The organism is Larkinella humicola (assembly GCF_008727875.1).
GTDB classification, from domain to species: Bacteria; Bacteroidota; Bacteroidia; order Cytophagales; family Spirosomataceae; genus Larkinella; species Larkinella humicola.
Map to the genome: position 1 here is coordinate 241333 of NZ_VTWS01000007.1, position 22120 is coordinate 263452.

General features: G+C 51.0%; 21 protein-coding genes. 9 read left to right on the forward strand and 12 right to left on the reverse strand.

Features of this window, described 5'->3' with window-relative positions:
• Positions 1 to 465: 465 nt before the first annotated feature.
• Entirely contained in the window at positions 466 to 2604 is a 2139-nt protein-coding gene (feoB, locus tag F0P93_RS25060; protein WP_150880472.1) for a ferrous iron transport protein B, read from the reverse strand.
• 59 nt (positions 2605 to 2663) lie between these two features.
• A complete protein-coding gene (locus tag F0P93_RS25065; RefSeq protein ID WP_150880561.1) occupies positions 2664 to 2891 on the reverse strand; it encodes a FeoA family protein in 228 nt (75 codons plus the stop codon).
• Positions 2892 to 3216: 325 nt separating this feature from the next.
• Between F0P93_RS25065 and F0P93_RS25070 the strand changes: the two genes are divergently transcribed.
• The 7 genes from F0P93_RS25070 (at position 3217) to F0P93_RS25100 (ending at position 9779) form a co-directional block, all read left to right on the forward strand.
• The gene (locus F0P93_RS25070; protein WP_150880473.1) at positions 3217 to 3885 is read left to right on the forward strand and encodes a heme exporter protein CcmB; all 669 of its coding nucleotides are present in this window, start codon (positions 3217 to 3219) and stop codon (positions 3883 to 3885) included.
• Position 3886: 1 nt separating this feature from the next.
• Positions 3887 to 4591, forward strand: a complete 705-nt coding sequence (gene ccsA, locus F0P93_RS25075) for a cytochrome c biogenesis protein CcsA (RefSeq protein WP_510186274.1) — start codon at positions 3887 to 3889, stop codon at positions 4589 to 4591.
• A 42-nt stretch (positions 4592 to 4633) separates the two neighbouring features.
• Positions 4634 to 4843: a CcmD family protein gene (locus F0P93_RS25080; RefSeq protein ID WP_150880475.1), complete on the forward strand. Its 210-nt coding sequence runs from the start codon at positions 4634 to 4636 to the stop codon at positions 4841 to 4843.
• Positions 4844 to 4927: 84 nt separating this feature from the next.
• Positions 4928 to 5368 (forward strand): cytochrome c maturation protein CcmE domain-containing protein, encoded by a 441-nt coding sequence (locus F0P93_RS25085; protein WP_138992176.1) that lies wholly within the window; start codon positions 4928 to 4930, stop codon positions 5366 to 5368.
• A 162-nt stretch (positions 5369 to 5530) separates the two neighbouring features.
• Positions 5531 to 8167, forward strand: a complete 2637-nt coding sequence (gene ccsA, locus F0P93_RS25090; protein WP_150880476.1) for a cytochrome c biogenesis protein CcsA — start codon at positions 5531 to 5533, stop codon at positions 8165 to 8167.
• Between the two features lie 7 nt (positions 8168 to 8174).
• Entirely contained in the window at positions 8175 to 8402 is a 228-nt protein-coding gene (locus F0P93_RS25095; protein WP_114406247.1) for a hypothetical protein, read from the forward strand.
• Positions 8403 to 8483: 81 nt separating this feature from the next.
• Entirely contained in the window at positions 8484 to 9779 is a 1296-nt protein-coding gene (locus F0P93_RS25100) for a hemolysin family protein (protein WP_150880477.1), read from the forward strand.
• 184 nt (positions 9780 to 9963) lie between these two features.
• On the opposite strand, the gene F0P93_RS25105 is transcribed toward F0P93_RS25100, so the two are convergent.
• Positions 9964 to 10749 carry a LytR/AlgR family response regulator transcription factor gene (locus F0P93_RS25105; protein ID WP_150880478.1) on the reverse strand — a complete coding sequence of 262 codons (786 nt, stop codon included), beginning with the start codon at positions 10747 to 10749 and terminating at the stop codon, positions 9964 to 9966.
• 87 nt (positions 10750 to 10836) lie between these two features.
• On the opposite strand from F0P93_RS25105, the gene F0P93_RS25110 reads away from it, so the two are divergent.
• Positions 10837 to 11289 carry a ferritin-like domain-containing protein gene (locus tag F0P93_RS25110; RefSeq protein WP_310588017.1) on the forward strand — a complete coding sequence of 151 codons (453 nt, stop codon included), beginning with the start codon at positions 10837 to 10839 and terminating at the stop codon, positions 11287 to 11289.
• A 102-nt stretch (positions 11290 to 11391) separates the two neighbouring features.
• Here the strand turns inward: F0P93_RS25110 and F0P93_RS25115 are convergent, their stop codons facing one another.
• The 7 genes from F0P93_RS25115 to F0P93_RS25145 all read right to left on the reverse strand — a co-directional run bounded on the left by F0P93_RS25115 (position 11392) and on the right by F0P93_RS25145 (position 18319).
• Positions 11392 to 11754: a hypothetical protein gene (locus tag F0P93_RS25115; protein ID WP_150880480.1), complete on the reverse strand. Its 363-nt coding sequence runs from the start codon at positions 11752 to 11754 to the stop codon at positions 11392 to 11394.
• Between the two features lie 79 nt (positions 11755 to 11833).
• Positions 11834 to 12859, reverse strand: a complete 1026-nt coding sequence (locus F0P93_RS25120) for a sensor histidine kinase (RefSeq protein ID WP_150880481.1) — start codon at positions 12857 to 12859, stop codon at positions 11834 to 11836.
• A complete protein-coding gene (locus F0P93_RS25125; RefSeq protein ID WP_150880482.1) occupies positions 12843 to 13535 on the reverse strand; it encodes an ABC transporter ATP-binding protein in 693 nt (230 codons plus the stop codon). The genes F0P93_RS25120 and F0P93_RS25125 overlap by 17 nt, the downstream gene beginning before the upstream one ends.
• 2 nt (positions 13536 to 13537) lie before the next feature.
• Positions 13538 to 14794: an ABC transporter permease gene (locus tag F0P93_RS25130; RefSeq protein ID WP_150880483.1), complete on the reverse strand. Its 1257-nt coding sequence runs from the start codon at positions 14792 to 14794 to the stop codon at positions 13538 to 13540.
• A gap of 120 nt (positions 14795 to 14914) precedes the next feature.
• Positions 14915 to 16066 (reverse strand): efflux RND transporter periplasmic adaptor subunit, encoded by a 1152-nt coding sequence (locus F0P93_RS25135; protein ID WP_374756785.1) that lies wholly within the window; start codon positions 16064 to 16066, stop codon positions 14915 to 14917.
• Positions 16056 to 17369, reverse strand: coding sequence for a TolC family protein (locus F0P93_RS25140; protein WP_150880484.1), 1314 nt, complete (start codon positions 17367 to 17369; stop codon positions 16056 to 16058). Before F0P93_RS25140 ends, F0P93_RS25135 begins: the two co-directional genes overlap by 11 nt.
• Positions 17370 to 17542: 173 nt before the next feature.
• A complete protein-coding gene (locus F0P93_RS25145) occupies positions 17543 to 18319 on the reverse strand; it encodes a hypothetical protein (RefSeq protein ID WP_150880485.1) in 777 nt (258 codons plus the stop codon).
• A 332-nt stretch (positions 18320 to 18651) separates the two neighbouring features.
• Here F0P93_RS25145 and F0P93_RS25150 point away from each other — a divergent pair, with 332 nt between their 5' ends.
• Positions 18652 to 19896: a GTPase family protein gene (locus tag F0P93_RS25150; RefSeq protein ID WP_191908915.1), complete on the forward strand. Its 1245-nt coding sequence runs from the start codon at positions 18652 to 18654 to the stop codon at positions 19894 to 19896.
• An 81-nt stretch (positions 19897 to 19977) separates the two neighbouring features.
• On the opposite strand, the gene F0P93_RS25155 is transcribed toward F0P93_RS25150, so the two are convergent.
• Both F0P93_RS25155 and F0P93_RS25160 read right to left on the reverse strand, forming a co-directional pair.
• A complete protein-coding gene (locus tag F0P93_RS25155) occupies positions 19978 to 20835 on the reverse strand; it encodes a prephenate dehydrogenase (protein ID WP_150880487.1) in 858 nt (285 codons plus the stop codon).
• A gap of 106 nt (positions 20836 to 20941) precedes the next feature.
• The gene (locus tag F0P93_RS25160) at positions 20942 to 22099 is read right to left on the reverse strand and encodes a pyridoxal phosphate-dependent aminotransferase (RefSeq protein WP_150880488.1); all 1158 of its coding nucleotides are present in this window, start codon (positions 22097 to 22099) and stop codon (positions 20942 to 20944) included.
• Positions 22100 to 22120 lie beyond the last annotated feature (21 nt).

A 22120-nucleotide genomic window follows, 5' to 3' on the forward strand; every position in this document is an offset into this window, starting at 1 on the left:
TCAGGCGGCATTTTCTATTAATCAGTCAGACCCAAAAAACGGTTCTCACTGGAATAGTATTTGATTAAATGGTAGGTAATTAAGCCGATTTGAAAGGCGAAAACTACCTGTTTTGAAAATCGCGTAGTTGTACGCATTCCAAAATCGCCCGGATTGCCGAATTTTGTAGCCTATATCCAGCATATCCTATATCAACACCATAATTGAACGTTACCATGAGAAATGTTGTCCCGAAAGAATGGAGAGCGAATCGTACAGGAGGCCGCCGTGCTCGATTTGAAATTGACCAGATTTCACTCTTAGGCGTCTTGACCGTAATGATTTTTGCTTATATTCTTTTCCACTTCGTTTACCCGATCATTTCGAAAGGGCTCTTCTGGTAACTTATACCAAGCAAACCACACCAGATAGATTTCATCAGGAAAAGCGGATTTCAAAACCGGCGGCTCCTGATGAAATCTTTTTTTATTTCATCAGTTGGTAAACCAGGAAAGCGGAACCATACGCCAGAATGCTCATGTAGGCTAACTGAATCATGGGCCACTTCCACCCTTTCGTCTCGCGGTAAACGGTCGCAATCGTGCTCATGCACATCATCGCAAATACGTAGAACACCAGTAACGAAAAGGCTACTGCGGGAGTATACATCGGTCCGCCCGTCTCCGGGTTGATTTCTGCTGCCAGTTTTTCCCGAATCGTACTGTCGTTCCCTTCATCAGCACTCCCGATGCTGTAGATGGTCGCAATGGTTCCGACGAATACTTCGCGGGCCGCAAACGAACTGATGAGGGCAATTCCGATTTTCCAGTCGTAGCCCAGCGGTTTGATCACGGGCTCCAGAATTTTACCGAACCGACCGGCATACGAGGCTTCCAGTTTCTCTGAAGCGACCCGGTTTTCCACCTGTTCAGCCGACTGGTTGGCATATTCACTCCGTACCCGGTTTTCGGCCTGCTCCAGCGAATCGCCGGGGCCATAGGACGCCAGCACCCACAGCACAATGGAGATCGCGACGATGACCCGACCGGCCTGCCAGACGAACGACGTGACACTGTCCCAAACCGTGATCCCGACGTGGTTCCAGCGTGGCCATTTATAGGTCGGCAGTTCCATCACAAACAGGCTCCGTTCTTTGGCTTTGATAATAAGTTTAAACACATAGGCCGCCACCAGAGCCGCCACCAGCCCGAGGAGATACAACCCCATCATCACAACGCCTTGCAAGTTTAGAAAGCCCAATACGGTTTTTTCCGGGACCACCAGCGCGATCAGAATGGTGTAAATCGGCAAGCGGGCGGAACAACTCATCAGGGGCGTTACCAGAATAGTAATCAGTCGCTCGCGCCAGGAACCGATGCTGCGGGTGGCCATGATGGCCGGAACGGCACAGGCCACACCCGAAATCAGCGGCACCACACTCCGGCCGTTTAACCCGAATTGCCGCATGATGCGATCCATCAGCACCATCACGCGCGACATGTAGCCGGATTCTTCGAGCAACGAAACCAGCAGAAACAGAAAGGCAATCTGCGGAATGAAAACGACGACGCCACCCACCCCGGCAATGATTCCGTCCGTTAGCAAATCAGTTAGGGGACTGTCGGGAAGTTGTTCGTGCAAAGTGCCGTTGAGCCAGGCCACGCCCGCGTCGATGCCATCGACAAACGGCTGGGCCCAGGCAAAAATCGCCTGAAAGATCAGGAGCAGAACCGTGGCAAAAATGGCATACCCCCAGACCGGGTGCAGCAGAATCCGATCGATTCGCTGGCTCCAGGTCGACTGGTTGAGCGGCCGTTTGTCTGTTACAACGGTTTTGACCACTTCGCCGATCCGTTGGTAACGACCGATGGTTTCCTTTGCCTGAAAATCAATTTCGTCGAACTGGTATTTTTCAATCAGGCCATCCAGTTTAACCCGTTGCGGTCGCCCGAGAAACGAAAAACCGTCGTGTTGAATGAGGTATTGCAGCGCGAGGTAGTTGTTGGTGAGCTGGTACTGCTGCCGAACATCGGAAATCAGCCCTTTCATGTCGTGGCCCGCTAAAACCGTCTGCTGGCCGGGATCGAAAAAAAGCGTTTCCGAAACCGTCGGCTGGCCGATTTGCTGCTCGATAGCCACCTTCAACAGCTCCAGCCCCTCCCCGATCCGTGCATTGATTTTCACCACCGGCACGCCCAGTTGCATCGACAGCCGAACGGCGTTGATTTCCAGGTGCTGCTGCCTGGCGATGTCCAGCATATTGAGGGCCATGATAACCGGCACGCCCAAATCCTGAATCTGACTGAACAACAACAGGTTGCGGTTCAGATTGGAGGCATCGACCACCACCACAGCCACATCCGGGTAATCAGGGTGCTGCGGATTGGCCAGAATATCCGTTACGACCTGCTCGTCGACAGACTTGGGATAAATGCTATAAACGCCCGGCAAATCGATAATTGAAATTTCGGTGGTTTCATTTAGAAAAGCCGTTCCCGATTTTTTATCGACGGTTACACCGGGAAAGTTGCCCACTTTCTGGCGAAGGCCGGTTAATTGATTAAACAGCGATGATTTTCCGGAATTCGGATTGCCCACAAGGGCGATGACAGGTTTTGATTTCAAGGGTACTATAGAATGAAAAAGCCGGGAACTGTCTTACAACCCCCGGCCCCCTGGCGATATTATGGTTCGATTAATATGGTAGCCGCTTCAGATTTCCGCATCGATAAACAATATCCGGAAACATTCAGACAAATGGGATCTCCCAAGGGTGCCTTGCAGTGCAGACACACTTCCGTGCCGGGTAAACATCCCATCTCAAGCAACTTCAGCGACATCCATTGGTCACTAAATGACTCGATTACCGCTTTTTCGCCAACCTTTAAATCGGCGACACTGCGCTTCTGTATTTTTCGGTGGGGCATGCGCGTACGATATTTAGACTTATTACAAATTAATGCAAGTTAACGGATATCCGTTCGCTTTTACAAGAAATGTTTCAAAAAAACCGGGGTTTTCCGGCAGGGCGCGTAAACGAAATAATTAGTTAAAACAGATAGATCCCACAAACCGGATTAATTCCGGGGATCCCTCTCTCCTGCCCGTGAAAAAACCGCCCTGGTATCAAGCTGAACTGGGGTTTGTGTTGTAATTTTGTAGAATCTGGTACAAACAGTCGAAATTCATACATTTTGGCCGGATAACGGAGGGTAAAATCCCTCAGGCGACAGCGCGATGCAACAGATCAGAGTATTAATCGGCAAAGAATTTCGGTTGGAATGGCGGCAGCGCTATGCCCTGAATGGGATGCTGCTGTACATCGTCAGCACGGTTTTCGTTTGTTTTCTGAGCTTCAGCCTGCGCCGGAACCAACTGACGCCGATGGTCTGGAACGCCTTGTTCTGGATTATCCTGTTGTTTACGGCCATCAATGCCATTGCCAAAAGTTTTGTGCAGGAACGCGCCGGGCGGCTTCTGTACTATTACACGCTGGTCAGTCCGCAGAAAATCATCCTGTCCAAAATTGTGTATAACACCCTGCTGATGTTGGTGTTGGCCGGTTTGGGGTTCGGGATTTACACGCTGGTGATGGGCGTTCCCGGGGAGGGGATGGACATGCCGCTGTTTGTGGTCAATCTGCTGCTGGGTGCCATCGGCTTTGCGGCTTCGCTGACGCTGGTTGCGGGCATTGCCTCCAAAGCCGAAAATAGTGCGACACTCATGGCGGTTTTGAGTTTTCCGGTGGTGCTTCCTTTGCTGCTTATGCTGATTCGGGTGTCAAAAAATGCACTTGATGGCTTGGACCGTAGCGTTAGTCTGGACGAAATCGGAACTTTGCTGGCCATCGATGCCATTGTGCTGGTGTTGTCGGTGTTGTTATTTCCCTATTTGTGGAGAAGTTAATATGACTATGAAAAAAAACTGGTGGAAAGCCCTGGCCGTCGTCATCATGACGTATGTGATCTGGGTCGGTCTTCTGGGAACGGTTCCCCGTCAACCCATTCTGAATGAGAGCATTCGCAACGTCTATTTTCACGTTCCTTTGTGGTTTTCGATGATCATCCTGATGCTGACGTCCATGATCTACTCGATCCGGTATCTGCGAAAAGGGCGCATGGACGACGATCATATTTCCGTAGAATTTGCCAACAGCGCCATTCTCTACGGTATTTTGGGGTGCGCCACCGGCTCACTCTGGGCCAGCGTCACCTGGGGAGATCCGTGGCCCAACGACCCCAAACTGAATAGCGTTGCGGTCGGAATGCTGATGTATTTTGCCTACCTGATTCTGCGAAACTCGTTTGACGACGAATTGCGTCGGGCCCGGATTTCGGCAATCTACAACATTTTTGCCTTTGCGGTTTTTGTGCCGCTCATCTTTATCCTGCCCCGGCTCACCGATTCGCTGCATCCGGGCAACGGCGGCAACCCGGCTTTTGGCAAATACGACATGGACAGCGGCATGCGGCTGGTGCTGTATCCGTCCGTGATCGGGATGACGTTACTGGGCGTCTGGATTACCCAACTGCGGGTGCGGCTGCGTCGGCTGCGCGACCGGCTGGATCATGTCAACGATGCCCTGCCCAAAGCCCATTCCACTGCGGAATGATTAGCCGACCAAACTTGTTACCACTTTACACTACTCACTATTATGATACCTAAATTCCTAGTCCTTTGCTTTTTGGTATTGCTGTCGTTCAGCAGTCAGGCTCAGGAAATTGAGATGGCTGACCGGCTTCGGGCCGATGGTAAAATCTGGGTCGTTGTGGCCGTTTTCCTGGTTACCTTTGCGGGGGTCATTGCTTATCTCATCCGACTGGATACGAAAATTAGTAAACTGGAAAAAGAGATTTCTAAATAGACAAGAGAGGTTAGACAAAAGAGTAAAGACTAAAATGCATCCTGCATTTCTTTATTCTCTTGTCTCACTTCTTTCCTCTCAATCATGAAAAAAACACATATTCTCGGTATTGTCGTGATTGCCCTGGCAATCGGTATCATCATCTCCACCGCAGGGGATGCCAGTTCCTACGTGACTTTCACCCAGGCGGCTGAACTGGCTAAAAGTGGTGAATCCGACGGCGTTCACGTTGTGGGTACGCTGACAAAAGACGCGCAGGGCAAGATCATCAACATGGTGTATCAACCCCAGGTCGACCCCAACCGTTTCGAATTCACGCTGGTCGACACCGAAAACCACCTCCAGAAAGTGGTCTACAACTCGCCCAAACCCCAGGATTTCGACCGTTCCGAACAGGTGGTGGTCATCGGCAGTATGCAGGGCGATCATTTCCGCGCCGATAAAATCCTGCTGAAATGCCCGTCGAAATACCAGGATAACAAGCTGGAAACGAAGGAATACGAAGCGAAAACGGCAAAGTTATAAATACATGGTTTTGATGGTTGGATAGGGTTGAATGGTTTTGATGGTTAAAATGGTTAGGTGATCGAACGCTTTCAATCATGACCAATCCATTCAACCATTTTCAACCATTAGAACCATTTTTAACCATAAAACCACCCCTTTAGCCATTCGAACCATTCAATCATGATTCATACAACCGTCGGTAATATCGGCCACCTTTTTGTTATTATATCCTTTGTTACGGCCCTGATGTCCACGTTCGCCTACCTGCGGATTTCGCTGGCGGGTAACGAGCTGTTGCAAAACAAACGGGAAATTACGCAGTGGCGCTGGCTGGCCCGGGGTGCTTTTTATCTCCACGGCGTCGCCATTTTCGGTATCGTCGCCTGTTTGTTCTACATCATTTCCAATCATTATTACGAATACCATTACGCCTGGAGTTACTCGTCGCGCGCGTTGCCAGCTGAATACATCATCTCAAGTTTCTGGCACGGACAGGAAGGCAGTTTTCTGCTCTGGCTGTTCTGGAACGTAATTTTGGGCATCGTCCTGATTCAAACCAACCGCGACGACCGCTCGAAAAGCCTGAGTTCGCGCCAGTGGGAAGCGCCCATGATGACGGTTTTTGCGTTAGTTCAGGCGTTTCTGGCATCGATGATTCTGGGTGTGGTGTTTGGCGACACCTTCAAAGTGGGCAGTTCGCCGTTCCTGTTGCTGCGGGATGCGATGGCCGATGCGCCGATTTTCACCAGCAATCCCAATTACATTCCGGAAGACGGCAAGGGCATGAACCCCCTGCTGCAAAATTACTGGATGGTCATTCACCCACCGACCCTGTTTCTGGGCTACGCTACGACGTTGATTCCGTTTGCTTTTTGCATCGCCGGTTTGTGGAAAAACGAGCCGAAAGAATGGATGCGTCCCGCCCTTCCCTGGGCGTTGTTCTCGGCCATGGTGCTGGGCGTCGGGATTCTGATGGGGGGTTACTGGGCTTACGAAACCCTTAATTTCGGGGGGTACTGGAACTGGGATCCGGTCGAAAACTCGGTGTTGGTGCCCTGGATGGTTCTGATTGCGTCTATTCACGCCATGCTGATTGCCAAAAAGAGTTCGACCGGGTTGAAAACCGCCATCATTCTTTCCGTAGCCACGTTCCTGCTGATTCTCTATTCGACCTTCCTGACCCGCAGCGGTATTCTGGGCAATGCCTCGGTTCACTCCTTTACGGATTTAGGACTTTCCGGCCAGTTGCTGATTTACATGCTGGTTTTCGTGGCCATGGCTGTGGTGCTAATCAGTTTCAAATGGAAATTGATCGAGAAAGACGAAGAAGAAACTTCCGTGTATTCCAAAGAATTCTGGCTGTTCATCGGTGCCATCGTGCTCTGTCTGGCCGGTTTTCAGGTTCTGAACACCACCTCGTTTCCGGTGTACAACAAAATTGGCGAAGCCTTCGGATTTAGCCCCAACATCGCCATGCCCGCCGATCAGGTGGCGCACTACAACAAATTCCAGATCTGGTTTTTCTCGGCCATTGCGCTGTTGACGGGGATCGGGCAATTCATCTGGTGGCGGAAAGTGGGCAAAGGCAACCTGAATTCCCTCATAACTTCCGGCATCATTACAATGTTCATCAGTGGCGGTTTGATTGCCTACGGTGATATTACGAAACCGGCTTTTATGGTGCTGCTTACGACATCGGTTTTTGCCATTGTTGCGAACGCCAGCATTCTGTGGGGTGTCATTCGGGGGAATTACAAGCTGTCGGGTGGCGCGGTGGCCCACATTGGTGTGGCCCTGATGCTGATCGGGATTTTGTTTTCATCGGGCTATTCCAAAATTGTCTCCCTGAACAACACCGGTTTGCTGATTTCGAAAGGGGAAGATTTCACGAAAAACGACAACAAGGAAAACAAGGAAAACGTCATCCTGTGGCTGAATCAGCCGCAGAAAATGAGTGGTTATTTGCTGACCTACCGGGGCCAGCGGATCGAGATTCGGGATGTGCCGGATTACGTTCCCCGCAACTGGGTCGAGCCGATTGTGGGCGCCACGCCGGAGCTGAGTTTTCACGGCATTGCGACCCGGGATATTGAACAGAACGGCAAGCTGTATCACAAAAAAGGCGATACCGTTGCCCTGCATCCCGAAAACACCTACTACGAAGTGGAATACCGCGAACCGGGTGGCAAAATTTTCACCTTGTATCCGCGCGGTCAGATCAACGAGCAAATGGGTGCGGGCGGTTTTCTGCCCTCGCCGGATATTCGCCGGATGCCGGGCAAAGACCTCTATACCTACGTTGCGACGGTTCCCGACCCCAGCAGCGAAGGCACCTGGAGCCCGACGGAAACGTACCGGATTGCGCCCAAAGACACCTTCTTTGTGAACGATTACGTAGCGGTTTTTGACAATGTCATTCAAACCCGCGAAATCGAAGGAACACCCCTCGGACCAAACGATGCGGCTGTCAAAGCCGTGGTTCGCGTGCTGGACAAGGAGCGGGAATATACCCTGTCACCGGCCTTCATCATTAAAGACCGCATGGTGGGCCGCAAAGCCGAAACCAACGAAGAACTCGGCTTACGGCTTCAGTTGAACGAAATTGATCCGCGAACCGGCCTGTTTACCTTCACGGCCAACACGACCCAGCGCGATTACATCGTGATGAAAGCCAAGGAGATGCCGCTCATCAATCTGCTCTGGATCGGGACGTTTGTGCTTGTCATCGGTTTTTCAATGGCTGCAATCCGTCGCTACCGGGAATTCACCAAGATGCGGGACAAAAAGAAGCCGACGCTGGTGGGCAGTTCACAGTAGGCATTTTATGAAAATCAGAGAAACCGTTCTTATTTCCCTTTCCATTGGCTGCCTCATTCTCTGGGTTCTGGAGTTCCGGCGGACGCGTACGTTTGGCGAACATTACTGGCTAATTATGCTGTGTCTGGCGTTTTTGCTGGCTTTTATGTATGTTCGTGGCGTACACCTGAATTCGGTCAAACAAAAACCGGCGGTTCCGGTGAAACCAACCCGAAAAAAGAAGAAAAAGTCTTGAACTCGGATTACACAGATTAAAGGATTAACCAGGATCGCTGACACGGTCTTTTAATCCGCGTAATCCGAGTTCAGAAACCCTATGGAATCCTACAGTATTCTCCTCGGAGCATTCGTGGCACTGGTGCTGGCCGGTTTTTTCTCGGCGGTCGAGATGGCCTACCAATCGGTGAACCGGCTTTATTTTGAACTGCACAGTAAACAGGGGCCCCTAGGCGAGAAGCTGGTATCGGCCTTTCTGAAACAACCCATTCTGTTTGTCGGCACAACCCTCACGGGTAACACGCTCTTTCTGGTGTTATACGGTGTGTTGGGCGTGACGGCCCTCAACCCGTTTCTGTCGGCCTACGTCCCGGATGCGTTCAACCACCCCGTTACGCTGATCGTCATCGAAACGCTGATTCTGACGATTGTCTTCATGCCGTTCGCGGATTATGTTCCTAAAAGCCTGGCGCTGATTCATCCCGATGCCTTCATGGAAAGGCTGGCCATCCCGATTTGGGTCATCTACAAGGCCATTGCCCCCATCGTCCGGCTGATGGTCTGGCTCACCAAAGGCATCGTCAAGATTATTCCGGGAAGTCAGTACTCCGAAGTCCGGCCGGTTTTTGGGCTGATCGACCTGAACCACTACCTCCAGCAATTCAACCAGCAAAAACAGCAGGTCGATTCGAGCCAGGAAGAAATCGATATCGATACCGAAATCCTGAACAATGCCATCGATTTCCGCCACGTAGCTGTGCGGGATTGCATGATTCCGCGGACGGAAATCACGGCGGTGGATGTGGAAGACAGCATTGAGGAACTGAAGAACTGTTTTCAGGACAGCGGCCACTCAAAAATTATTGTCTACCGTGACAACATCGACGACGTCATTGGCTATTGCCACGCCCTCGCCTTGTTTCAAAAACCGCAAACCATCGAGAGCATCCTGACGCCCATTCGGGTGGTGCCGGACAGTATGCCCGCCCGGTTGTTGCTTGAAAAGTTTCTGGCCGAACGCAAAAGTCTCGCTTTGGTGGTCGATGAATTCGGGGGAACATCGGGTTTGGTCAGCGTCGAGGATTTGGTCGAACAGATCTTTGGCGAGATTCAGGACGAATACGATACCAACGAAGACTGGGACGAACGGCAACTGGACGACAACACCTGGCTCCTGAGCGCCCGGCACGAGATCGAGAATCTGAATGAAAAATACGGCTGGGCCATCCCCGAGGGCGACTATGACACGCTGGGCGGCTTGATTTTATCGATCAACGGCGAAATTCCGAACGTAAACGATGTGATCGAAATGCCGCCGTTCACGTTTACGATTCTGTCGATGACGGAAGCCCGGATCGATCTGGTGCGGGTTCAGATTGTTCAAAAAGAAGACTAGACAAGAGAGCAGAGACAAGAGAGTAAAGACATCCTCTGAAATACCGTTACCACTCACTTCTCTAAAACCTTCGCATTTGCCCCTAAATCCCCTAAAGGGGACTTTTGGAATCCGGATTGATCGTGTCCAAGTCCCCTTTAGGGGATTTAGGGGCAAATGCAAAAACCTATTCTCTATTCTAAAATCACCCCTGCTCAAACCACTCCCGAAACACGGCGGCTTTTTCCTTGCTGATGGTCAGTTCCGTCGTAGCCGGTTTTCGAAGGGTGACAATCAGCTTGCCGCTGTAATGCGATTGATAGCCGGCAATGGCGCTCAGATTGACCAGACACTGGCGGTTCGCGCGGATGAAAACACCCGGGTCGGTCAGTTCCTCCAGTTCGTCCAGCGATCCGTAATCCGTCACCAGTTTCTGTCCGTCCATCGTATAGAGGTAAATCAACTCATCCCGACAGAAATACCCTACGTTTTCTTCCAGAACCGGCACAATGTTACGGAGGTAATGCGCCATAAACCGGTGTTTGTACTTTTTGCTCGGTGCCGAAACGTCCGCCAGTAAATCCCGAAGCTGATCCCGAAAATCGGCCGACGTACCGCCCTGCCGCCAACGGTGGTATTTGTCGAAGGCGGTTTTCAACTCATCCGGTTCAACTGGTTTCAGCAGGTAATCGATGCTGTTGAGTTTGAAAGCCCGAATGGCATACTCGTCGTAGGCTGTCGTAAAAATGATGGGACACTTCGGATTGATGGCGCGATAGATGTCGAAACTGACCCCGTCGGAGAGCTGAATGTCCGACAAAATCAGATCCGGCTCCGGAAGTTCGGTGGCACGGTGGCGATCAAACCACTCCATCGCCATCTGCACACTCTCCAGCGGGCCTTCGAGATGAGCCTCCGGCTCCAGTTGCCGAACCAGCCGGGCCAACGTTTTGGCAACCAGCGGTTCATCTTCGATCAGTAAAATGGTCATGCCTTATCTACGCTCAAAATCGTTTTTTTTATTGAACATTCGCCGGATGTTCCAGTTAGAAAGGGTATATCATTACACCATACTATCATGACTAACGACGAAATAGTTGACTCCCTGAACGATCTGGTCAAGATCAACAACGACCGCATCAATGGTTTTGAAAAAGCCGCCGAAGACATCGAAGATGCCGAACTGGCTTCCCTGTTCAAGAATCTGACCTCACAAAGCCGGAAGTTCCGGAGCGAACTGGCCGACAACATCGTTCGCATTGGCGGAGAAGTTCCCGGGGTTGATGAAACCAGTGCCGGCAGCAAAATTCACCGCGCCTGGATTGATATCAAATCGGCTTTCACGGGCAAAGATCGCCATACCGTGCTCGAATCCTGTGTTTTTGGCGAAAATGCGGCTGTTGAAGAATACGAAGAAACGCTGGAAGATGAAAGCCTTCCATCGCACATCCGTCAAACCCTCAGCACCCAGCTCGACGAACTCCGCCAGACCCGCGATCAAATCGCGACGCTGCGGGATGTTACGGAGTAAAATCTGAAATAATATCGAATAATGAATGTTGAATAGCGAATAACGAAAGAGAGCTATTTTTTTGCTTTGGCTCTGACTTCGTTATTCGCTATTCAACATTCATTATTCAATATTCTCTTTTTGTTTTCCTTTCCTCCCCAATCCCGTCGAAACCTCATCCAGCGTAGTCGCCAACTCCTGAAGTTTTCCTTTCATTTCTTCTTCCGCATTCTCCAGACTTTTCCGGGTCAGCTTCGCCAGGGAATGCAACGACTCGGCAATTAACAGGCTTTTTCCGGTGGCCAGTGCCGCCTTCAGTTGCTCCAGTTCATCCGAAATATCGTCCAGAACCAGGTGACCTGATCCGAGCGCCCGGACCCATTGATCAATGAAGCTGTTTGCCATCGGTTGCAAATGAACCGGATCGGTGGTCAACTCCCGGAGCGTAATGTCCAGCAGTTGGTCGGCATTGTGTGCGTGCGTCATAGTTTTCTATAAAATGATGATTGCGCACAATGTACGACGATTGGCCATGCATTTGTTATTTTTCAGAGTTCATTTTTCATTAAACCAAGGGAATGCTCACCCGGAACCGGTCATTGTATTCTTCCACTTTCACTTCCTTCTCGCTCAAAAAGTGGTATAAAGCTTTCAAATTCGTCAACCCTTGCCCATTCGACGTTTCAACCCGCGGTTTTCGTTGCAGGTTATTTTCGACAGAGACGTAGTCTTCATCCGCTACGATTTGAATGGTCAGCGGCTGCCCGGCATTGGCAACATTGTGCTTGATGGCATTTTCAACCAGAATTTGTAAAGTTACCGGTACAATGGCTTTATCGGAGTAGGCCGGTGGGATTTTCACCTGAATATCAAGCGAGCCATTAAAGCGGGTTTTTAGGAGCAGAATGTAGTTATTTATAAATTCGGTTTCGGTGGTTAAGCTCACCAGGTCCTTGTCTTTATGCTGGATGACATACCGGAATACTTTCGATAGTTGCCGCAAAAACTGCGATGCTAAATCTGGATTTTCGTGAATTAATCCGTCCAGAGACGACAAACTATTGAAGAGGAAATGCGGGCTAATCTGATTTTTTAAACTATCGAGCTGCACCTGAACTTTCTCCTTTTCGAGTTGGGTCGCCCGGATGGCATTCTCCTGCCATTGTTTCAGAAAATGGCTGGCGATAAAACCCAGGCACACCACCGTATTTGCTAGAAAAACCGTCATTCCAATGATGATCACACTAAAACGATTGAGCAGGGGAATACTCATGACTTGAGCCGATAAAAACTCCGTATAGACAAAATACGTGATGCCTAAATACACGGTCTTTACCACGCCCCACCCGCCAATAATCTGAATCACAACGCGTAATTTGATATTTTTCTCAAAGGGTAATTGGCGATTCAGATAGTCGTTGAACCAGTAGTGGAAGAGCCAGATGGCATTCAAAACAAAAAAGGACAGAAAAAACAATTCAACCTGAACCTGCCAGGTAATATCGGGCATCAACCACTGGCGACCCACCACGCCACCCAGCGCTCCCCACAGCAATAGCAACTCGACGTATTTGTTAAATTTGATTTTCATGACTGGAAATGATCATGCCATCCGACATCTCGATAACCCGGTCGCAGCCAGCGGCAAAGTCGGGGTCGTGGGTAACGGCAATAATGGTTTGGTGGTTTTCCTGCGCAATTTCGCGGAAAATATCGAAGACAATCCCAGTATTGGTCTTGTCCAGGTTCCCCGTTGGTTCGTCGCCCATCACAATGGTCGGATCGTTGATCAGGGCGCGGGCGATGGCCACGCGTTGCTGCTGTCCGCCCGATAATTTGCTCGATAGTTTGCGGGCGTGGTCCTCCATCCCGATCATTTTCAGCTTTTCGTAGGCCCGGTGTTCCACTTCTTTTTCCGAATACCTCCCTAGTTTTAAAGCCGGAAGCATCACGTTTTGTAAGGTGGTGAATTCCGGCAACAAAAAGTGAAACTGAAACACAAAACCAAGGTGTTCATTGCGAAACTTCGACAGATAATCCTGACTGCGACCCGTTAATGTCTGCCCATTAATTTCCAGCGTGCCTTCATACTCCGTATCCATCGTTGACAGCAAATACAACAGCGTCGATTTGCCGCAACCTGACTTGCCAACGATCGCCAGAAATTCGCCTTTATTGACCTCGAACGTCACATCTTTCAGCACCTGAAATCGATCAGGTTCGGTGAAGTACTTGTTGAAATGCGATGCTTTTAATACCTTTTCCATCGTTATCCTCTTAATATCGAAACCGGGTCTACTTTCGAGGCTTTTCGAGAAGGAAAATAACCGGCTAAAACCGTCGTAATCAATCCGAAGAGAAGGCCCATTCCGTAGTATTTCGGATCAAAAATAACCGGGAACGTTTTGATGCTTAAAAAATCCCCGGCGTTGAACGGCGTTATCGACAATAAATAACTGAGAATAAAGCCAATCAACAGCCCCAGTAATCCACCCAATACGCCGATAAAAACCGCCTGGAGCAGAAAAATCAGAACGATATCTTTCCCTTCAAAACCGGTCGCTTTCAAAATGGCAATGTCCTTTATTTTATTGATGACATTCATGTTCATGATGTTGTAAATGCCAAAACCGGCCACTACCAGCAGCGTCATCGACACCACAAACGTCATGACATTCCGGATTTTTTCGCCCGCCAGGATGGCCGAGTTTGCTGTCGCCCAGTCTTCCGTATAATATCCGTACATGGCCCGCAGTTTTTTACCCAGTGGCAGCGCCAGTAACGGATCGAACATTTTGATGTGAATATCGGTCACATAGCTCGCATCTTTCTGCAAAATTTCCTGCACTGTCGATAAATTGGCGTAACTCTTGGTGTTGTCGACCGTTCCGATGCCGAATCCGAAGGTGCCGACCACCCGCAGAATCATCGTCCCCCCCGTCGGCGTCGTCACACTTACCTTGTCACCTTCGCGAACGTTGAGCTTACGGGCCAGCACATTACCCATAATCAGTCCGTTCGGGTTGGACCGCAAGGCTTCAATCGTCCCGGATTTTAACCGGCTTTTCAGGTTATACAGACGGTTTTCGCGATCGATGTCAACCCCGGCGATGGTTCCTGAAATTTGAATGGGACCGTTGTTATAGAATGCCTGCGTGCTGAGTTGGGGCGAAACGCCCAGCACGCCCGGTTCCTGCTCGATCCGCCGGGCGATCAGAAAACCGTTTTTCAGCCGCGACAATTGTTCCTTCGGTTTCTGGTGATAGATGACGTTGAAAGCCGAGTCGCTCCGGTTCAATTGGTCGATCAGGGCGGGGCGCTGCGTGTTCACCTCGTTGTACATCCGCACGTGCGGACTGGCGTCCAGCGCCGAGTCTTCCAGAAACTGGTTGACGCCCTGCATGAACGAAATCATGGTGATGAACATGGCAATCCCGAACGTCACGCCCAGCATGGCAACGAGGGTTTGCCGCTTCTTCGACAGCAGGTGCGTTTTGGCAATTTGGGTGGTGATGCTGAGATTCATGAGTTTTTGATCGTTATTTCGCGGAGCTGAGCGGAGTTTAAAAGAGTTAAGCGGAGAAAATTAATAACTCTGCTTAACTCTTTTAAACTCCGCTCAGCTCCGCGAAATAACTTTGTAAATTCATTCTGGATAAATCAAAATCGACTTCTCATTCAAACCGCCTTTCACCTGGACCAGATCGAAATTCTCGGCACCCTTTACAATTCGCACCTTCTTTTTTCCACCGTTCTCACTGACCCAAACACTGTCATTTCCAACCACATACGACTTCGGAATCGTCAGCACCCGCTTGTTCTGGCTGATGATGATGTTGGCTTCGACCGTCAATCCGTAATACGCGTCGGGTCGTTCGCCGACAAATTCTGCATCGACCCGGAACGACTGATCGACCCGGTTCAGCTTCGGATAAATCTTCCGCACCCGGGCTTTGAACACTTTATTGGGATAGACATCCGCTTTGACGACAACGTCCTGCCCTTCCCGAATCTTCCCGAAATCGCTTTCATCGACCGCCAGTTTCACAAACACATCATGTCCACTCCCAATCAGCGCAAGCTGGTCATTCCGCCGAATTACTTCGCCCGGTTCTTTCAAAATCTCGTACACCTTTCCATCCACAAAACTCCGGACGCGGGTGTTGCCCTGCTCCTGCCCACTGGCCACATACTGACTTCGTGAGTTTTGCAAGTCGACATACAACTGATTCCGGGTGCGTTGCAATGAACTGCGCCGGGCAATGTAGTCGTTTCGGGACGTCTGGTAGGCCAGTTGAACCCGCTCCAGTTCGGATTTGGAGGTCGCATTTTGCTGGTACAAATCCCGGTAGCGGGCATAATTAACCGAGTCGTTGGCCAGACGGGTTTGCGCCGTGCGAACCTGCGCTTCGAGTTCGGCTAAAACCGGTGAGTTGTCGCTCAGGTTGGCCTGCGACTGTCGGTAAATGTTGGCCGTAGCCTGTTCGCGCGCACCCTGCGTAATGCCTTCCAGCACAAACAACAATTGACTGCGTTTGACTGAATCGCCCTCACTAATCAGCTTCTGCTGCAAAATACCGTCGGCATTGGCCAGCACTTTGTACTCATTCCGGGGGTAAATACCGCCCGATGCATAAACCGCTTCCGTCAGGTCTTTATAGGTCGGCGAAGTGCCTTCTTCTTTCCGGTTACAGCCGGACAAAACCGCTATAGCCAGCAGAATGAGGCCCTTTCGCATTCCCGCCCCCGTCGGAAGCAGGAACTCGTAATTCAATTCGGGGTGTGCTTTATTGTCCATTTCTGATCTGCAAAATCGTCTGATTGATAAATACGTTCGACAACGTATTCAGGTAGCGGTTCTGGACGTTCAACGACTCATTGAATACGTTCAGATACTGGTCGTACGCAAAGATTCCCGCCCGGTATTTCACCAGGGCAATCTGCGTATTCTGCTCGTTCAATTCGAAATTCTGCTGGTTAAAAACCAGCGAACGAACGGCCTGGTTATACGCATTCAGAATATCCTGATTGTCGACTTCCGCGCGCGTTTGTTCATACGCCAGTTCGGTCTGGGCCTGCTCGATTCGCAGCCGGGCACGGTTCAGGTTGGCCGTTCGCAAGCCGCCCGTATACAGGGGGATATTCAGTTGTAATCCGGCTACGCCAATGGGAAACCACTTTTCGCTAAAATCCAGAAAGTCGAACTGTTTCCGTTGCGCCTGGGCCGAATACCGGGCATACACCGACAAAGTTGGCCACCGTAAGGCATTTTCCCGGTTCAACTGCTGTTGAAATAATGTCAGTTGCGAACGGCGAACGGTGATCTGTGGCCGTTCGACGGATCCATTCAGAGCCGAAAATCCGTTTTGCGCAGACGACCCAACAAGATTCTGCTCCAGCACCAGCGAATCCCGCACGGTAAGCCCCAGCAATATCTTCATATGGTTTTGGTTGCGGACATAACTCAGTTCATTTTGCCGCAGCACATCCTCCGCCGTTAGCCGGATGGATTGCAGGCGGTTGTATTCCAGCGGTTCGATCTGGCCTTTTTCCAGTCGATACCGGGCAATGGTCGCGATGGTATCGGCATTGGCCACGTTCCGGCGGGCAATGTCGATGGCCGAGCGGGTCAGCAGGGTGGCGTGGTACACCCGCGCAACCTGCGTCGACACCTCGTCCTGCAACACCAGATTCTGGTCGTCGATGATCCGTAAATTCTGGTTGGTCAATCCAACATCCAGGCGGTTTGGCCGACTCAGCAACGGCATCGAAACCTCCACACCCGCCGTCAGGTTGAACGGAACGCCAAATTGCAGCGACCGGAATTCGCCGGGCTGCCCACCCAGAAACTCCGCCGGTATCAACTGCGTCGGCAGGGCATAATTATAATCGAGGTTCGTAAACGCCCGGGCCGTTGGCATCAGACCGGCGCGAGTGGCGGCCCGTTGCTGCTCCTGCGTGATGCGGTTTTGCCGGGCAATTTGCAGATCGGGATTTTGCTGCCGGGCGAGTTGGATGGCGTCCTGCACCGTCCGAACGACGGTTTGCGCCCCTCCTTCATGGCTGACCATCAACAGGAAAACGATGAACACCTTTTTCATACACGAATCGAAATTCATGTACAAAGCAAAAAAAAGGGATTCGCTTTGTCTTTTTTACCTCCCCGAACCGGAAGAATCAAGCTCCAAACCGGACATTTTGACGAGCGAATGAATAGAAAAGGCAACCCACTACGGATTGCCTTACTACATGAACCGGTTAGCTTGGCCGGTTTTCAATACGTATACCGAATAATTCCCGCCACCATTGCGCAAAGAAGCGGGTTGTTCACTTTCGTTTCCTCGGTCAATAGTCGCCCCTGTTTGTCGTAGGTCTTTTCAATGAGCGCAATCTGATCGCTGCTGTTGGGCAAATGTTCGCTGATTTGCCGGCGGTTTCCGGCGAAAGTATGGGTAAATAAGCGGGTAACCTTGTCCGTATCCGAATACCAGGATTCGCGGGTCAACACATTGTCTTTGTATTCGTTGACCACCCGCCGATACAGTTTTTTGTTGGCGTCGAACCACTTTTGCTCTGTTATCTTCCCACCTTGGTAAATGTATTCCACCAGACCGGTCAGAACGCGTTGCTCCGGATTGCGCTGGTTAAAATAATTCCGCTCGGTTTTCAGTACACCGTCGGCATACTCGTATTCAGATTCATCGTAAGCGACCCACTCCGAACCGGTACCATATTTGCCAAACCGGGTTTTTCCAGCTAACTGACCATTCGGATTGTAACGGTATTCATGGTATGAATATGTCTCCGTTTTCCCGCTGGGAACCCGTCCAATGTAATCGATCCGAATTAATTTTCCAGCCGAATTGTAAGAATACGTTTCCAGGTTGTTGGGATTATCACAATTGGTGCCGTTGCAAAACAGCTTTTGGGTCGGCGACGCTTCGTCGTTGTAGGTATTGCCGCCGGGTTCGATGCCAAATTCAGAAGAGTCACCGGGCTGGCAGGCCAGCCACAGGGATGCAGACAGCAGCAGAAGTAGTCGATTTTTCATAGAAGAACGGGGTTTGGTCATTTGGAGGATAGACCCGGTAGTCGCCTGAACCGTTGGAAGTTATCCTCAAAATTATTTACGGCATAGCCCCTCAACACCAGCCTGAAGGGCTATCATCACTAGCCCCGGACACTGTCCGGGGAACTCGGGGTGGCCGGAATGCGGGATAATCGGAATACGGGATGATCGGAAATCCGGAGATGGTCAGAGAATTCTCATCCGTTTTACGCAAAAAAGCCTCCAAACAAAAAAAGCGCAACTGGTGTATAGTATTACACCGATGCTGTAATTTCCGGAACGAATACCGGTCAATTTGCCTATACTTGACTCCTATGAACCAACCCCTGCAATCCCAAATCAGTGAGGTTTTACAAAAACTGGAAACCTTACTCGATCGTGTCCCGGAGTCTGTCGCGAAGGACGTTCGTCAGGAAATCCGCGAATTTCGCCAGTTGCTCGTTGAAACGCGTTCTCCCCGGTTTGCTCTCGTCGGCCGACGGGGCAGCGGCAAGTCGTCCCTGATCAACGCGATTTTCGGGCGAAAGGTCGCGGAAGTGGGTCACGAAAAAGCCCAAACCGGAGAGGCCACCTGGTGGCCGTATTCGAGCGACATGGGAACCCTCGACATTCTGGACACCCGTGGCTTGCAGGAGGGTTCGCGCCCCGACGAAGCCGATGCCGCCACCTCTCCCATCGAGTCGATCCTCAACGCCTTAAAGGAAAAAGCACCGGATTTAATCCTGTTTCTGATCAAAGCCACCGAAGCCGATTCCGGAATCAACCCCGACCTCGAAGCACTCACAGAAATCAGTAAAACCGTTGAGAAAGTCCACAACTACCGCCCGCCCATTCTGGTCGTTGCCACCCATTGCGATACGCTCGAACCCAAAAATGTGCGGTTGCACCAGCCGGAGGACGAAGACCCGGAAGACCTGAACGAAAAACTGGAGCGGGTCAAGGTCATTGAAAACCTGCTCAAAACGAAATTTGAAGCCGACCCGTATTTAAAAGAATCGCTGATTACGGTCTTGGGGGTCTCATCGTACCAGTCCTGGAAAAATGACAGGCTTCGCTCCGACGAGCGCTGGCGCATTGACGAACTGCTGGATTATATTTTCAACGAACTGCCGAAAGAAAGCAAGCTGGCTTTTGCCCGGCTGAGTCAGGTTCGCACACTCCAGGAATCGATTGCCAACCGGCTCACCAAAGTGGTGGCGGCCATTTGTGGTGGTATTGCCGCCGTTCCGATTCCTTTGGGCGATATTATTCCGATCACCTCGTTGCAAATCACACTGATCATCGCCATTGCCTACGTGGCCGGTCGTCAACTGAGTCAGGATACCGCGAAGGAGTTCCTAACTGCCATCGGTGCCACGATCAGTGCCGGTCTGGTGCTGCGCGAGTTGGCCCGGGCTTCCGTCAAAATCTTCTTTCCGGGAGTGGGCAGTGCGGTTTCCGCTGGTATTGCGACCACCGCAACCCTGGGCATCGGCAGAGCGGCAACGGCTCACTTCATTCAAAAGAAAAGTATTGAGAACGCGAAAGCGGTTTTTGAAGGAGAACGAAGCAGGCCGTAAGCCCCTAAATCCCCTGAAGGGGACTTTTTGCATCCCAAAGGTGGCGAGTCCAAGTCCCCTTCAGGGGATTTAGGGGCTTTTTCACTTCCGGTCAATTCCCTCCAACACCCGCCGGATCTGGTTGGCTTTGGCCATAAATTCAAATGAATCGTCCAGGTTCTGATCGTCGATGATGGCTTTGAACTGCTGCAAAAATTCGATGTAATCAGACAAAGCCTGGGAGACATTCGCCCGGTTTTGGTCGAAAATGGGCGCCCACATTTGCGGAGAACTTTTTGCCAGCCGAACCGTGGAGCTAAAACCGGTGCTGGCCATGTCAAAAATCGCCTGCTCGTCTTTTTCTTTCTCTAAAACCGTCAGTCCCAGCGCAAACGCACTGATGTGGCTCAAGTGCGAAACGTAGGCCAGGTGCAAATCATGCTCCTGTGGGTTCATGTAAAAGAGCTTCATGCCGATGTCGCTGAACAGCGCTTCCACCAGTTTCAGACTGTCATAGTCGCTTTTCTCCCGGTCGCAGATGATGAGGTTTTTACCGGGCAGCAACTCCCGAAAAGCAGCCCCCGGACCCGAGTTTTCAGTCCCCGCCATCGGGTGAACAGGCACAAACTGCGCCCGTTTCGGGTGGCTATCAACCAATTGGCAAATCAGTTCTTTCGTTGAACCCAGGTCGGTGACGGTAGCGCCTTCTGGCAACTGATTCAGAATTTGCGGCAGTAACTCCAGAATGCTGTTGACGGGCGTTGCCAACACCACCAGATCGCTGACGACCACGGCCTCGGCCAACGGTTTCATTTCGTCGACGATGCCTTTGGCCAAGGCCAGTTTGCCATGCACGGAGGACGCATCCACCCCGATAAATTTCGCCTTCGGGTATTTCTCCCGAACCGCCAGCGCAAACGACCCGCCCAGTAAACCTACTCCAATGATTGTGACTACCATATTATTTTGCTCCGCTCACCTCTGATTTTCTCTGCTTAACTCTGCGAAACAATTTTTAAAACTATTTCGCAGAGTTAAGCAGAGAAAATCAGAGGTGAGCGGAGGTTTATTTAGAGATTCTTTGAACAGCTTCCCAGATTCGCTCTTTGGGCATACACAGCGACACCCGGATGTACCGGTTTCCTTTGGGGCCGAAGATAAAACCGGGGGCAATGAAAACGTGCTTGTTGTAGAGCAGGTCATCCACGAGCGTTGCGGCCGATGCAATGGAATCCGGCAATTTGGCCCACAGAAACATGCCCTCCTGGTCGTTGGTATAGGTGCAGTTTAAGGCATCCAGAAAAGCCGTAGCGGCTTCCAGACGGCCTTCATACACCGCGTTTCGTTCCGCGTGCCAGGCGTCCGAATTGGTCAGGGCTTCGGCGGCCGCGTCCATAACCGGTTTGAACATTCCCGAATCGACGTTGCTTTTGATCGATAGAACCGCATCGATGTACGGTTTTGAGGAAGCCATCCAGCCAACCCGCCAGCCCGCCATGTTGTGCGACTTGCTCATCGAGTTCATTTCAATTACCACCTCCTTGGCCCCGTCGATGGAAAGCAAGCTGATGGGCGGTTTTTTATTTAGAACCAGGCTATACGGATTGTCGTGGCAAAGCAACAGGCTATAATCATAGGCAAACCGGACGGCCTGCTCGAAGAGTTTTTGCGTCGCCGGAGCGCCCGTCGGCATGTGCGGGTAATTGAGCCAGAGGATCTTGGCATTGTCAGACACCAGTTCTTCCATCGCTTCCCAATCCGGTTGCCAGCCCTGATTTTCCAAAAGCGGGTAGTTCCGCACGTGGGCACCCACCATTTTGCTCACGGCGTTGTAGGCCGGATAGCCCAGTTCCGGCACCAGCACTTCGTCCCCTTCATTCAGGAAAGTCAGCGAAATATGCGTAATGCCTTCTTTTGAACCCAGAAGCGGCAGAATTTCCGTTTCGGGATCGAGCGAAACCTGGTACGTATGGGCGTAATAACCGGCAATGGCGTTCCGAAAACCGGGTGTCCCCTTGTAAGACTGATACCCGTGCGCATTCGGTTGCTGTGCCGATTGAGTCAGGGCCTGAATTGTAGTATCGGACGGCATCATATCGGGATTACCGATGCCGATGTTGATCACATCGTGCCCGGCAGCCAGTAGTTTACGAACTTCGGCCAACTTGACCGAGAAGTAATATTCCTGCGTTTGTCCGGCACGGTGGGCTAATGGAATAATCATTGGTTAATTCGGGTCGCCAAA